We start from the raw sequence: 16,414 nt of genomic DNA, 5'->3' as shown, positions 1-16,414 counted from the left end.
TCTACTCGACTATTCTCTATGAAGCATCTTCAGGGGCGGCTGCGGTCTCTCCTGCTGGCTCTTCAGGAGCCGGGGCTGGTTCGGGTTCCGGCTGAGGGGTCGGCTCAGGCTCTGCTTCGGTAGGCGGTTCCTCGGCAGGAGCTTCTTCTGCAGGAGGTGTCTCTTCTGGCGCTTCGGACGAGCCGTCGGAGCCCGAACCGCCTTCAGCGACAGGCGGGGTTGAGCTTGCATTACCATTTCCAGAATCGGTCGGTGGCGTCGAGGATGCGTTTCCGTCCGGCTGCGTTTCTGGTTCCGACTGGGGCTGCGGAGCGGCAGCGACGCCGACATTCGCCAGGAGCGCGTCGAGCTGCGCCTTGGTAATGCAGGTTTCCGAGCCGTTGCCATCTGCGATGCAGAGCGTCTGGGTGTGGGTCTCCCTGACGAAGAGCTTCTCGATGATGGCGATCTTCGCGACAATGTTGCCGACGACGAACTTGGTGAGCTCAGCGCCCTTCTCGAAGGCAGTATTCATGAGCTCGTCCATCGCCGCGCCGAAGTTGGTAACGCTCGTCATCGCGTCTTGGACGATCTCGCCGATGCCCATGTCGAAGTCGGCGTCGAGGACGACGAGCACGCGGCCGTAGCAGCCATCTGAGGTGACCGGTACGCCCAGGTCGGTGAGCTGCTGCTTAAGTTCAGCATCGCAGAAGCCGACATTATTCTCCGGGTCGAATCCTGCGAGCGTCTTGCCGACGATAGCACCTGGGCGGCGAGCCTTCATACCGATACCTGTCAGGCTCGATGAAGTGATCGGATCACCCTTCTTGATAGCGCCGTTTTCGAGGGAAACGATGACCGGCACGCGACCGACCATGCCGACGCGTACAGTGGTCGAAGCTTCATCACCAAGCACCATCTTTGGCGACGTTGCGATAACGCCCATGATCTGGGAATCGTAACGTCCGCTCGAACGTGCAATATGTTTTTCGGTGGTCGTTGCGTTCGAAACGATACTGCCTTCGATCATCTTGATAGGATCGTCTGCAAGATACGCTTCTGCTATGTCGGCACCTTCTATTGGGTTATAGAGATCTTCTGTTTCTGTTCCAGCAATCGGTATTCCTCCTGGCGGATCATCCACCCAAAGACGGAACATCGAGATACGGAGGGCGCGGTACGCGCCCGATGTGCCCGAAGTCGCACCGCCTGCGATAGCGGAAATCGCAGCAGGAGATAGGTACGTTACTGGAATATTCGTCGTATGGCGACCAACAACATTACCGTTGATTAAGAACGTTGCCTCCTGATCGGTCAATTCGACACGCAATCGCTGGAATGAGGTCGATGAGGTTGCGATATTCGTTTCAGTTATGGTCTCTACATTGGTTTTACGCGTAACGAGTCGCCACGTATTTGTCGAAGTTGCCACGAAGTACGCACCATTGGCCGGTAACGTACCTGGCGTAGTCGTCGCTGAGGCAGATCCGTAGAAACCGACCAGGAAAAGTGGCGTTGTCGTTGCGGTACCGGCGGATCCGATTTGCACCATCGCCTCCATGACCGGGCTAGTGGTTGCTGAAGCAACATGACTCCACGTGCGGAATGTCGTACCGGTATTCGCAGCAGGTACCGTTCCTGAGCGAATTTCATAGTAGCCCGGATACGCGCTACCCAGCGCACCCGTCACTGTTCCTTGAACGTCGAGAGAAAATGGTCCACAAATGTTCGCGGTATCTGCGGTAAGTGCAGCGATCAAATGTCCACCGACGAAATCACATCCTGCATAGCGCCACGTTGAGTAGATACGGCCATCGACGACGAGCTGATCGCGCAGGCCTGCATTGCCCCACTGCGTCGTCGTACCCATACCGATACGCTGGTAGTTGAGCTTACCGGTGGTCGTCGACTGGACGATGAAGAGCGGATGCTGACCGTCGCCGCTCGGATCAGACGTCGTCGCGATGATGAACTGCGGCACGCCATGGTTACCGACGATAGAGAGTTTCGCCCATGGGGTCGTCGAACCTATGCCGACATTGCCAGTCGACAGATCGAAGGTCTGTATAAAGCTGGAAAGAGTACCGTTATCATTGAATCGTCCAATGTGACCGACGCCCGAAACCGAGCGGAACCCTAGATTATTGTTAGATTGAGCTCCATCCTTGAGAACGATTTGCGGGGACGCAGTATTCGCTAGGAACAAATTGCCACCATAGATACTGAGTTTGTCTCCAGAATACGGCGTGCTTGTTCCGATCCCGACACTACCATTCGAAGTAATACGTACGCGCTCCGTGGGAGTGATCGCAGTCCCAACGGCTACGGTAGAAGCGCTGTCAGTAAAGAATTGAATTGAGCCAGCCGCGTTTGAACCGTACGGGTTCAAGCGGATTGCGGTGCGTGAGATGGAAGACCCGTAACTGGACTCATAAACATCCGCGGTCGTTGATGCACGAAGTCCAGTGGCAAGTACTAGAGCGGCTGCGCTGTAAGAAGAAAAAATATTGCTGTAGTTCGCGTTACCGGAAGAACCTCCCCATGCGATACCCCGACCATTCGCAGCGGGACCCAAATCAAGTGAAGATACAGGATTCAGTGTACCAATACCAACATTTCCAGAAAGATATGAAATGCCCGCATTCGGATCGAACCAGTATTCTGCGGTCGTCGTCGAGTTGGAGCCAATCGCAACGACATCCGTGGCATTGTTCGGATAATTCACCAATTGGCCAGAGACTGGCGAGGTTGTCGTGGACCACGAGCCCCCGCCGGAGCCCCCGCCTCCGCCGCCAGTAATACATGTCCCATTGATCGCATAGCACCCCGCCGTGATGTTGAAGCCGACGTTCGAGGTGGAGGTTGCGCTGCCGGAGATGTTGAGGCCCGAGAGGGTGGTGGTGCCGAAGCCGGTACCCGAAACCGAGAGGAACTTCGTGGCACTCGAAGTAGAAGCGATCTCGAAAAGTGGAGCGGTCTGCACGTCGGAAGCCTGGATCGCGAGCTTTGCAAACGGCGTCGTCGTACCGATACCGATCTTGGTGCTGGTCGCCTTGATGCCACCGATACCGTCCGATTCGCTGTAGACGGTGAGGATGGAAGTACCATCGATCTGTGCCGAGTAGCTCTCAACGGTTCCCACGGCTGCGCTCGAAGTCACCGGCATGTCTACCCACGAGAGAATGCCACCGTCAGCGTCGAAATTGATGGCACCGATGGCAAGATTCTGGATGGTTGTGAGACCTGCAGAGTAATCATATTTAAGCGCACCATTCCCGACGTTGAGGCCTCCCGCAAACGTGGAGGTCGCCGTCGAGCTGTCTGAGTTGAAGTACTGTGCAGCGACGCCACCAACGACGGAGAGCTTCGCATACGGTGTCGTGGTACCGACACCAAGGTTGCCATTGGTGTTGAGCGTGAGCGCTGCAATGGTGGAAGATGCATAGAGATCGGTTGTGGTGCCGATGTAGAAATTGCCACCTCGTGAGGAGAAGAGCCAATGCTTCAAGTTGATGCCTGCGCCGCTGTCAGAAAGAATGAGATTCTTGCCAGTCGTCGTTGCGATCTGGAGCGTGGCAAACGGCGTGGTGGTGCCAAGACCGAGGTTGCCGATGGACGAGTTGTAGAAGAACTCACTGACACCGGCGTTACCGAAGCGCACTGTCGATGATGCGAAGAGATTCGCGCCACTCTGGAGCCAGATCGGTGTCGTCGTTGCGCTGGCAACCGCATTGAAGTTCGTCGTGCCGGTGAACCAGTTGCCGACACCATCTCCTGCTCCACCTGCGCCGATGCAGGTGCCGTTGATAGCGAAGCATCCGCCATTGCGCAAATCAATGCCGCCCGTACCACCGAAGGTTGTGGTAGCTGTAGTGAAGTTAACGCCGTTGGTATTACCGATCGAGAAGAGCGTGCCCGGTGACGAAGTTCCTACGCCCACATTACCTGTCGCACCTCGAATAGAGAGAGCCGCAAGGGAAGTGGTAGCAAGGCCGTCTAGTGTCGTTGTAGAAAAGTAGAGGTTGCCACCCGCGTTGCGCTGAGTCCATTGGGCGATTCCTCCACCCGCCGAGAGAGAGAGCTGTGGCGATGTGGTGGAAAATACAGTAAGCAATGAAGACGGCGATGTCGTACCAATACCCACATTGCCACCAGCAGTAACTGTAAGTCGACCTACGTCATTTGTTGCAAACACGAGATTATGATTCGAGAGCGTACCAATTACACCAAACTCCAAGGTGGGAAATGCTGCGCTGCGCTGCGCTGCAATTATTAGATCAACGGGCAAAGTCTCTCCTGCAACAAGGTTTAATTTCGATAACGCGATGAAATCCGAGGTATTATCGATGATTTTCTGCGATACAGACGACCCGACTATGGTCAGATTTGAAGTAACGAGATCGGGATCAGATGTCCCGATTCCGACTTTCGTTGCGAAATATGCATCACCCCCCGTATAAGAATTTCCGGTCGTCGTTGCACCTCCAGAAATCATAAGTCCTCCGGTCTGCGTACCGTCGCCGATTGTCGAGGAAGCATATGCGGTAAGACCGCCGTTGAACTGAGTCAGGGTCGAGGTGGCGTTACCGGTGAGACTGAACGGATACGCTGCACCACCTCCGGTCGGCCACGCTGCGATGCAGGAATCACCCGTGAGGCAGAGTGTTGCCGCTGAGAGTGCCGTCGTGGATGCATACGGGAAGATGCTTGCCGTGGAGGTGGTAGCGATGAAGCGCGCGCCGACCACATCACCGACGACGGAGAGCTTTGCATACGGGGAGGTGGTGCCGATGCCGACGCTGCCGCCGCTCGTGACGCGCATGAGATTATTGCCGCTATTCACGAAGCGGATGCTGTCGTTGTAGAAGAGCAGGCTTGGTGTCGAGAGCCCGAAGAGACCATAGCCCTGATTCTGGAACGTCAGGTAACCGTCGCGGAGGTTGATATTGCCTTCTACCTCCAAACGGTCGGAAGGATTGGTGACGTTGATGCCGACATTGCCCGCAAAGTACGCATTACCGGTCGTCGTCGCGCCGCCGGAGATGGTGAGGCCTGTAGTCTGGCCACCCGCGCCGATAGTAGTGGATGCGTACGCCGTCAATCCGCCATTGAACTGAGTCAGGGTCGAGGTCGCGTTGCCGGTGAGACTGAACGGATACGCGAACGAGCTGCCCGAACCGCCGGTGATACACATCCCATTGATCGCATAGCAGCCGGCGGTGAGGTTGAAGCCGACATTCGATGTCGAGGTTGCCTGACCATTGATGTTGAGGCCGCGGACGGTGGTGGTGCCGAATCCTGAGCCGGAGATCTCGAGTGCAGCGATGGTCGTTGTTGCCGTACCCGCGACGGTCGTCGTCGAGAAGTACAAGTTCCCTCCTGCGTTGCGCTGGGTCCACTGAGCGATGCCTGCTCCGGCGGAGAGGGAGAGCTGGGGCGCAGACGCATCGGTAATCGAGAGTTTGTGCTGCGGCGTCGTCGTGCCGATGCCGAGGTTGCCGGTATTGCTCAAGCGCATTCGCTCACCCCAGCCGCCGCCGTATGTCCAGAACGCGAGACCGTTCTCTCCACCACCGCCAGTATGCGAGGCGATGAGCGAGACATCGTTATTGTTGTCATACCCGAGGCTGATACCCTTCAGCTCTGAGGCATCAACGAAACGACCGACTTCCATCCAGTCTCCCGTACCAAGCACGTCGAAGCCATTCTTCATGACATCGAGCGGGCCGCGCGGACCTGTGGCGCCGATCCCGAGATTACCGGATTCGATGAGGCGCATCTTCTCATTGTTGTTGGTCGTCCAGGCGAAGTATTCGTTTGATAACGCTGCCGAAACATCGGCCTTGAAGGTCGCCGTACCATCGGCAACGTCGAGACGGAAGTCGGTTCCCGTCGTATCGCTATCGTTCAAGGAGAGGATCGGCGCCGTGTGCTGGATGAGAAGATCACGCGCCGTTACGGTCGTGCCATCGAATGAGAAGTCGGCATCGGAGGTCAGCGTATTACTGTCGCTCCAGTAGGCGACGCGATTCGTCGATCCGCTGCCTGCCCCGTCTACGTATGCGGAGAGGTCCTGATTGCCGATACAGTTGCCGTTCACATCGCGGAAGCAGCCTGCAGAGAGCTGAATGCCGTTCGCGAACGTCGAGGTGCCGGATGAGGTGATAGCAAGCGGGCCGGCGAAGCTTGAAGTTGCCGTGCTGAGTACCTTGAGGTAGCCGGTTGTCGTTGCGCCACCGGAGATGGTGAGACCAGTCGTCTGGCCACCTGCACCGATCGTCGATGATGCATACGCCGTGAGGCCGCCGTTGAACTGTGTGAGACTTGAAGTAGCGTTGCCGGTGAGGCCGAATGGATACGCGAAGTTCTGGTAGTCGGTGCCAAGGACTGCTGCAGCGACCTGGCCCGATGCATTCGTCTTGAGGAGCGCATTCGAGACGCTTGAAATGGTGAGGTTAGACGTAGATGCGTTGAAAGCGAAGAGGTTCGTCGTCGATGCGTAGCTCGAGGAGAAGAGCGTCGAGGATGCGTTTGCGAAGGTCTGGAGTGCAGTCCAGGTGTTCGCATTGCCCATGTTGAGTGAGAGCGTGCCGGACGAACCACCGACGAGCGCGCCGAAGGTGCCGGTGTACGAGAGGCTGCCGCCGAGGGTTGCTGTTGTCGTCGCGACACTCTGCAGTGCGCCGGTGCCAGAGCCGTACACGAGCGAGCCGGAGGTGAAAGAAGTTGCACCCGTACCGCCGTTCGGGACGGTGAGCGCGGTTGCAAGCGTGAGTGCGCCGTTGGAGGCGAATGAGGAAGTGGCGGTGGCACCGAAACGAGCGACGGAGAAGGCACCGACATTTGCAAAGAGCGCGTTAGTGGAGGTAGCGTTTGTAGATGTTGCGTTCGTCGTGGTGAGACCACCGTTAAATGCGAGCAATGTTGATGTTGCATTGTTCGGGAAGAGATACCCGAAGGTCTGGTAGTCAGTCCCCGCAACAGCGAGCGAGACGACGCCAGACGCATTCACCTTCAAGAGACCATTCTGGAGTGCGGAGATGGTGAGGTTGGAGGTTGAGGCAGTGTTGGCGAAGAGCGCAGTCGTGGATGCGTACGATGCGCTAAAGAGCGTGGAGGATGCGTTCGCGAAGTTCTGGAGCGCCGTGAATGCATTTGCCGTGTAGGTCTTTGGAATTGTTGTCGAGGAATGGACGAAGTAGACTGCTGAAGTCGTGGAGAAGAAGTCGCGCTGCGTCTTCCAGTAATCTGCCGATGTCGTGGAGAACGAGTTCGCGAGGTAGTAACTTCCCTCCTGACCGTCGAAGGTGCCGGTCCAGTCGCCCGTCGCGTTGAGCGTGAGTGCGCCACCGACGTTCTGAAGACCGGTGCCGGTGAGGTCGGTGAAGGTCTCGCTATTGATTCCGAGCGACGTCGTGGTTGCATTGATGAATCGAGAGCCAGTTGCGAAGAGTGTCGTCGACGTAGCGTTCGTCGAAGTCGAAATGACGGATGAGAGCGCATTGATGCTCGACGACGCATTTGCAATAAGGCCACCGTTGAAGCTCAAGAGTGTCGACGTTGCATTTGACGGGAACGGATAGGCGAAATTTGAGTAGTCGGTGCCCACTACCGCAAGTGAGACCGTGCCATCGCTACCCACCTTCAAGAGACCATTGTTGAGGCCGGAGATGATGAGGTTCGTCGTGCTTGCGGTCGTTGCAGTGATTGCGGTCGTGGATGCGTATGGCAACGTGCTTGCCTGGTTGTCACCACGGATGGTCGTCGTTGAGGTGCGGCCGACGGAGATCGTGTTGTATGCGGAGAGTGCCGTTGAAGATGCGCCTGCACCGAACTGCTGCAGTGCAGTCCACGTATTCGCATTGCCGAGGTTGAGCGAGAGCGTACCGGATGAACCGCCGACGAGTGCCCCGAAGGTGCCAGAGTATGTGAGCGAGCCGCCGATGGTTGCTGTTGTAGTTGCAACACTCTGAAGTGCACCAGTGCCAGAACCATAGATAAGAGAGCCGGACGTGAATGATGTCGCGCCGGTGCCGCCGCGCGAGACGCTGAGCGTTCCGGTGGTGTCCCCGATCGCAATGCCGAGTGATGAGGTCGCAAAATCAGTCCACGTACTTCCGTTCCATCCGAGGAGGTCACCGTAGTTCTCGGTCATCGCTGCGACATCCTGCAGGTCTTCGATCGAGTTGTTCGTTAGATCGTCTGCGGTACGCGCGGTCTGCTGCGTCTCCCAGTAATCAGCGGAGGTCGTCGAGAAGAAATTGCGCGTCGTCTGCCAGTAGTTCGTGCTGGTCGTTGAGAACGAGTTCGCGAGGTAGTAGCTTCCCTCCTGACCATCGAAGGTGCCGGTCCAGTCGCCGGTGGTGTTGAGAAGACCAGAGGAAATGGAGGTCGTCGCATACACGCGACCGTTCGCGTCGGTGGCGAGAAGCGCGCTCGTGACGCCCGTAATGCCGAAGTTCGTCGTCGATGCGTTCGTACTCATAAGCGTCGGGAAGGTGTTGACTGCGGTGGTGGTCGCCGTGAAGTTCGCGCCTACTACTTCTCCTGCGACGGAAAGCTTGGCATACGGCGAAGAAGTGCCGACGCCGAGGTTACCACCGGATGTCGAGAGGGTCGTATCGACAGCCAATGTTCCGTTGCCACCCGAAGCCGTAAGGAAACCGTTCGTCGTGTATTGGGAAAGCTTTATGGCTGAAGCAGAGCTGAAATCCACCGCATTCACCGTGCTGGCACTGAGCAATCTCCTGTTAGCTACATCCACTGCACTGACGTTCGAACCATCGCGTATCATCGCCGTGGACACATTCCCCGCGAAGTACGCATTTCCCGTCGTGGTGGCACCGCCGGAAATGGTGAGACCTCCCGTCTGCGTGCCGTTGCCGACGGTGGAAGAGGCATATGCGGTGAGACCTCCGTTGAAGCTGATAAGTGTCGACGTTGCATTCGACGGGAACGGATACGCGAAATTCTGGTAGTCAGTCCCCGCAACTGCGAGCGAGACGACGCCGGAGGCGCTCACTTTCAAGAGTCCATTCTGCAGAGCTGAGATGGTGAGGTTAGACGTAGACGCCGTGTTTGCGAAGAGATTGGTGGTGGATGCATATGACGCACTGAAGAGCGTTGAAGATGCGTTTGCGAAGTTCTGCAGTGCCGTGAAGACATTGGCGGTGTAGGTCTTCGGAATCGTCGTCGACGAGTGTGCGAAGTAGATAGCTGACGTCGTGGAGAAGAAGTCACGCGTAGTCTGCCAGTAGTTGGCGCTCGATGTGGAGAACGAGTTCGCGAGGTAGTAGCTTCCCTCCTGGCCGTCGAAGGTGCCGGTCCAGTCGCCTGCGGTCGAGTTGAGGTAATCGACACCTGGAATTGCCGTCTGAATCGCTCCGGTACCGTTGCCTTTGAGGAGGCCGGTGAGTGTCGTCGAACCCGTACCACCGTTCGATACCGTAAGTGCTGAACCGAGGTTAAGCGTGCCGATGTTTGCCACAGTCGATGACGCATAGACGCTGGAGAAAAGCGTGGACGAAGCGTTCGTGAACGTCTGGAGTGCAGTGAAGGCATTTGCCGTGTAGGTCTTCGCGATCGTGGTCGAGCTGTGCGTGAAGTACGCCGCCGATGTCGTCGAGAAGAAATTCCTTTGATCCTTCCATGCGTCAGCGCTGGTCGTGGAGAAGAAGTATCCCTTGCCGATGGTATCGAGGTAGGTTTGTACTCGAGTATTCGTGAAGTAAAGATTCGTGGCGCCTTCATCGAGGCCATCGGTGGTGGTGGCGTACCACGCTGCGAGCGTGAGGTAGTTGGCGAGATTCGACGAGAGATCGGAGAATGTCGGGAGTCCGAGCGACGATGTCGCGATATCAGCCCAGCTGGAACCATTCCAATAGAGGAGATCGCCGTAGTTCTCGGTCATGGCGGCAACGTCCTGCAGGTCTTCGATCGAGTTGTTGGTGAGATCGTCTGCAGTGCGTACGGTCTGCTGGGTCTCCCAATAGTTCGCGCTCGTCGTCGAAAACGCGTTACCCTGATTCTGCGAGAGGAAATATGAGGCGGACGTAGTCGAGAAGAAGTTCCGCTGGTCCTTCCATGCATCTGCAGACGAGGTGCTGAAACCGAGACCGAGCGACGACCAGTAGTTCGCACTCGTCGTCGAGAAGAAATTCCTCTGCGACATCCAGTAGTCATTCGAGGTCGTTGAGAAGCCGAGCGCGCCGTTCTGCGAAAGATAGTAGTTCGCTGAGGTCGTGGACCACGCGAGGCCGATGGAGGAGAAGTATGAGGCGGAGGTGGTGCTGAAGAAATCACGCTGTGTCTTCCAGTAATCTGCGGATGTAGTGGAGAATTCCGAATCCGTCGGCCACGAGGTGCGGCAGTCAGACGCGAGACAGAGTGTCGTCGCACTAAGTGCCGTCGTGGATGCGTATGGGAAGACGGATGCGGTCGTGGATGTCGCGGTGAAGAATGCACCAGTAATGCGATTCGCGAGGATGTTGCCGGAAACGGCGAGCATCGAGCCCGGAGAAGTGGTTCCAATGCCAACGTTGTTGGAGAAGTACGAGCGGCCGAAGACCTCAAAGATGCTATTAGTTGTAGCAGTCGCATTGGAGCCGACGATGAGAACATCGGTCGTGTCGGTCGGATAGATTGCCAAGGAATCGGTCGTCGTCGACCATGCCGTCGCACCGCCACCGCCGCCCGAGGTGAGGTCCGTCTGCCATGACGGGAGACCTCCCTGCACTTTGAGGACCGTTCCTGCGCCGCCGATCGGGAGCTTCGCCAGTGAGCCCGTCGAGTCAGCATAGAGGATATCGCCGACGCTGTAGCTGGTCTGACCCGTACCGCCGTAGATAGCGAGGATGCTCGAGGTCGCGCTGATGACGCCATTGTTGGCCTGGAGCGGGCCATTGAGAGAGCCGAGAGTGAAAGCGCCCGCAAAGAGACGCGTCGAGGATGCGTAGGTTGATGAGAAGAGCGTCGAGGATGCGTTCGCGAACGTCTGGAGCGCAGTGAAGGTGTTTGCAGTGTAAAGCTTCGAGATGGTCGTTGAAGAATGGATATACGAGTTGATGGCGCTGTTGACGTAGTTGCCGCCGAGGGTAGTCGTCGCGTAGACATTGCCGCTTGCATCGGTGGCGAGGAGCGCGGAAGGAATGCCACTGAAGACAATCGTGCCGGTCGCGGTGAGGTTCGCCGATGAGAGCGCGCCAGTAATGGCGGCGTCGCCATGAACGTTCAGCTGAGCGGTCGGGCCTGCCGTACCAATACCAACCCTCCCGTTCGACGTGAGGACGAGCTGATCGATAGCGTCATTCGTCCCCAAGGCGAGCGATGCGGTGTTGCCGTCGTAGATGATACGACCACTGTCGTTGTTGACGTTGTCGCCGAAGTAGATGGCGCTGTCGAAGGAGTTGTTGGTGAAGAGATTGAGTGCCACATTCTGGCTGTTGTGCTCGAGGACGAGCAATGAATCAGATGCCGGTACGCCCGGTACGTCTTCCATGTTCACATGGAGAACTCCCTCGTATGAACCGCCGGTGCCGATGCGTAGGCCGTCCGTGACGCGTCCCGTGCCGGTCACATCCAGCTTGTATGAAGGACTCGTATTCCCGATACCGAGATTGCCGCTTGCATCCCAGACACCACCGAGGAAGTTCACGTTGCTAGCGAAGGTCGAGGAGGCATATGCGGTGAGGCCGCCGTTGAAGGTGAGCATCGTGGAGGTGGCGTTGCTCGGGAATGGGTACGCGAAGGTCGAATACCCCTTGGTAGAACCCCAGTAATCCGCCGAGGTAGTACTGAAGAAGTTGCGCGTGGTCTGCCAGTAATTAGCTGATGTCGTCGAGAAGCCGTTGGCGAGATAATAACTTCCCTCTTGGCCGTCGAAGGTACCGGTCCAGTTGCCGGAGGTGTCGAGCGAGAGGACGCCTGCCGTATTGAGGAGACCAGAGCCGGTGAGATCGGTGAAGGTCTCACCGTTGACGCCGAGGTTCGTGGTGGTTGCGCTGATGAGGCGGCCGTTGGTTGCGAAGAGATTCGTCGAGGTTGCGCTCGTCGACGTGGAGATGACCGATGAGAGCGCGTTGATGCTCGAAGACGCATTTGCGATGAGGCCGCCGTTGAAGCTAAGAAGCGTCGAAGTCGCGTTTGATGGGAACGGATACACGAAGTTCTGGTAGTCGGTTCCCGCAACCGCGAGCGAAACAACACCGGAGGCGTTGACCTTTAAGAGACCGTTCTGCAATGCCGATATGGTGAGGTTGGAGGTGGAAGCAGTATTCGCGAAGAGCGCAGTCGTTGAGGCATAGCTTGCCGAGAAGAGCGTGGAGGACGCATTTGCGAAGTTCTGGAGTGCGGTGAAGGTGTTCGCTGTGTAGGTCTTCGGGATCGTGGTCGAAGAATGTGCAAAGTAGATTGCGGAGGTGGTTGAGAACGCATTTCCCTGATTCTGTGAGAGGAAATAGCTTGCCGACGTAGTGGAGAAGAAATTACGCTCTGTCATCCAATAGTCACTCGATGTCGTAGAGAAGAAATTGTTCTGTGTCTTCCAATAATCAGTCGATGTGGTGCTGAAGAAGTTACGCTGGCTCTGCCAGTAATCTGCAGACGTGGTCGAGAAGCTTGCTGAGCTGAGTCCAAGCGAACTCGTTGCCGCGAGCATGTATCCACCGAGACCATCACCCACGAGCACTTGGCCATAGTTCGGCGTTGAGGAAATGCCGGTACCGCCACGACCCACTGCCAAGACACCGCTCCAGACCGGTGTAAACGTATGAGTATCGCCTGATGAAGTAATCGTCAGCTGGAGATTCGTGTCGGATGACGTTGCGAAGACCTGCGCCGAGCCGGTCTGACTGCCTGAGTACTGTGCACGGAGCGAGGTAATGCCACCGCCCGCGCCAGCATCGGCCGCACATTCGAACTTCTTCGTATTCGCGTTGTAGACGAGCTTATCGCCCGAGGCATTACATGCGCCGAGGCCTGCGCCCGCGAAGGTGTCGGTGATGAAGAGATTCGTGGTGGTTGCATACGAGGTTGTCGCATTACCGAAGATATTGCCGCCAGTCCATGTATTAGAGGTATAGAGCTTCGGCACGGTCGTCGACGAATGGATGAAGTAGTTTGCCGAGGTCGATGAGAACGCGGCACCCTGGTTCTGTGAGAGGAAGTACGACGCTGAGGTCGTCGAGAAGAAATTACGTACCGATGCCCAGTAATCGTTTGACGTGGTCGAGAACGCGAGGCCGACGGACGAGAAGTACGCTGCCGAAGTTGTCGAGAAGAAGTTACGTTGATCCTTCCAGGCATCCGCACTGGTCGTTGAGAAGAAGTATCCCTTACCGACCGTATCGAGGTAGCTCTGGACGCGCGCATTAGTGAAATAGAGATTCGCAGAGCCTTCATCAAGACCGTCCGTCGTAGTTGCGTACCACGAAGCAAGCGAAAGGTAGGCACCAAGCTCGCTCGAGGTCACCAGGCCGAGCGAGCTGGTGGCGATGTCTGCCCAGCTGCTGCCGTTCCAATAGAGGAGATCGCCGTAGTTCTCGGTCATCGCCGCGACGTCCGAGAGATCTTCGATACTATTATTAGAAAGGTCATCGGCAGTGCGGGCGGTCTGCTGGGATTCCCAGTAGTTGGCGGAAGTGGTGGAGAAGGCTGCGCCCTGGTTCTGACCGAGGAAGTACGCCGCACTTGTCGTGGAGAAGAAGTCCCTCGTCGTCTGCCAGTAGTTTGCAGACGTCGTCGAGAAGAAGTTACGCTGCGACATCCAGTAGTCATTCGAGGTCGTTGAGAAGCCGAGCGCGCCGTTCTGCGAAAGATAGTAGTTCGCTGAGGTCGTGGACCACGCGAGGCCGATGGAGGAGAAGTATGAGGCGGAGGTCGTCGAGAACGAGTTCGCAAGATAGTAGCTTCCCTCTTGGCCGTCGAAGGTACCGGTCCAGTTGCCGGAGGTGTCGAGCGAGAGGACGCCTGCCGTATTGAGGAGACCAGAGCCGGTGAGATCGGTGAAGCGCTCTCCATTAATGTACAGGCTGCCGACGCTCTGCATACCGGTCGTCGTCGCGTTCCCATTGATAGTAGTAGAACCTACGCTCACGATACCGTTATTGAAGGTAATGGTGGTTGAGGTCGCATCGTTCGGGAATGGATATGCGAACGACGAGCCTGCACTCGGCCATGAGGTGCGGCAATCGTTTGAGAGACAGAACGTATCAGCGGAGAGGATCGATGATGATGCGTTACCGAAAGTCTGCAGTGCCGTGAAGGTATTCGCGGTGTAGGTCTTCGGTATCGTCGTCGAGGAATTGACGAAGTACTGCGCCGAAGATGTCGAGAAGAAGTTGTTTGCGGTCTTCCAGAAATCAGCCGACGTAGTCGAGAAGAAATTATTTACACTCTTCCAATAATCAGTGGAAGTAGTGGAGAAGAAGTTACGCTGCGTCTGCCAGAAATCCGCTGACGTCGTTGAGAAGCCGCTTACGTTCTGCTGCGACAAGAAGTATGCCGCAGACGTCGTCGAGAACGCTTCTTCCTGATTTTCAGAAAGGAAATACGCTGCGGAGGTCGTTGAGAAGAAGTTACTGACGGACTTCCAGTATTCGACGGAGGTCGTGGCGAAGAAATCACGCTGCGTCTTCCAGTAATCCGCTGATGTGGTCGAAAAGCCGCTCAGATTCTGCTGCGAGATGAAATATGACGCAGAGGTCGTTGAGAAGGAATTCGCGAGATAGTAGCTGCCTTCCAAGCCATCAAACGTACCCGTCCAATCCCCTGTTCTATCCAATGCTAGAGCCCCGGATTGGACCGAGAGGCCATCCCCTGAGATATCAGTTATATAGTCGCTGCCGATACCGAGGGAGCCGGTGATATTGAGGCGCGGCATCGTCGAAGTTGCCGTCGTTGATGTTGCGGTAAAGATCGGCCCGGTAATCGTGTTGTATGCGGTGAGCGCACCGCGCATCAGAGTATTTCCGGCGATTTCAAGAATATTTCCGGTGGTTGATGTCGCATTCGATCCGATGATCACAACATCACTTGGATCAGCGACGTAGATCGCAAGATCATCAGAGGTGGTTGCGAATGCACCAGAACCTCCGCCACCGGCGATATCTTGCGACCACACGAGATTTCCTCCGACAACTTTAAGAACTTGTCCGTTCGTTCCTTGCGCGAGTCGACCAAGCGTCGATGGCGAATCTGCATACAAAATGTCTCCGACTGCGTACGTCGAAGTTCCGGTACCACCATTTGCAACCGGAAGTACTCCATCAAACTCTGTTGCGGTAACACTGCCACCCGTGATCGTTGCACCGGTGATCGTACCGCCGGTGTACGTCGAATTCGTGATGTCGATGTCATCAAATCCGCTGCCACCGATGCCGCTACTATTGTCTACATAATAGTGATACACCGGCGCCACACTGTTTGTCGGCGGAACGATCGAGATGAGCGCCATCAATCGTGATTCGAGTGCGGCGAGACGCGCATTAAGAATCGCTTCCGAAATACTACCCGGAGTGATCGCATCGATCACGCGGCCGATGACCGAATCGTTTCCTGCGAGACCGGAAGAGATCTCCGGCTGATCGTATGTCGCACCACTGGTCTCATACCAGATCCAGTACGACTCGTTATCACGATTCGCGCCCAAGAATTTCGCGATTGCGCTTTGCGACGCGTTTGCAAAAACATCATTGCGACCACTGATCGCCGCAGCAGCCGGAAGTACTTCACGCGCAACCTGGAATACACTCGCATCGCTGAATCGCAAACCGCCTACAACAACAATGACCGCAAACATGACCGCGAGACCACGCTGCGCGAAGATCGTGAATGTCTTCGGTACACGTCGTGGTGCCGGATGAATGCGGAGCGGTCGCGGAGGAAGCGGCGCAACTTTTTTCTCGGCAATCACAGCACGCTTGGCCGGTATCGCATCTCCGAGCAGGCGCGCCTGTGCTTCGCGGTATGCATGTGCACGCTGCTCGCGCAACGCTTCACGGCGCTCATATTTCTCTCGATTTGTTTTGAGCAAGAAATCTCGGAGCGACTCTTCATTTACGTACCACGAACCCGAGATGAGGGATCCCGAGACTTTGCCCTGTTTGCACAAACGACCGATGTAATCGTTCGTGATATTGAAGCGTCGCGCGGATTCGCGCGACGGAACAAGCCGCATGCCATGGTGAATGATTTCTGTCATAGACGTCCCATATCGTCAATGCGATTTAAGTAGTATTTTACTTGCTTTTCCGACGATATCGGGTTCAAAAGTATTGAGACTGTGGACAAAGATGAATACCTCGTGAACACGATACAAACTCGTTATAGGATGTTCGATATCGGCCCTGCGACATCGGTTTGCCGCTCTCAGTATTCCGAGAAGATAAAAACTGCCCATCGCAGGCGGTTGCAGACATTCATCCATATGGAGATTGCT

Annotated in this window: 1 protein-coding gene; it reads right to left on the bottom strand. The window is 56.3% G+C overall.

Going from position 1 to position 16,414, the window contains the following annotated elements:
- Positions 1–16: 16 nt before the first annotated feature.
- Positions 17–16,177 carry a hypothetical protein gene (locus tag JNK62_02650; GenBank protein ID MBL8158405.1) on the bottom strand — a complete coding sequence of 5,387 codons (16,161 nt, stop codon included), beginning with the start codon at positions 16,175–16,177 and terminating at the stop codon, positions 17–19.
- Between the last annotated feature and the right edge of the window lie 237 nt (positions 16,178–16,414).

Source organism: bacterium, from assembly GCA_016789445.1.
Lineage (GTDB): Bacteria > Patescibacteriota > Minisyncoccia > Phycocordibacterales > UBA2100 > UBA10103.
Note: the sequence above shows the minus strand (reverse complement) of the source record. Positions and strands in the feature narration are given on the sequence as shown.

What these genes read in the sequence shown, in the direction of transcription:
- JNK62_02650 (MBL8158405.1), bottom strand. Translation starts at nt 16,177, where the DNA reads ATGACAGAAATCATTCACCATGGCATGCGGCTTGTTCCGTCGCGCGAA.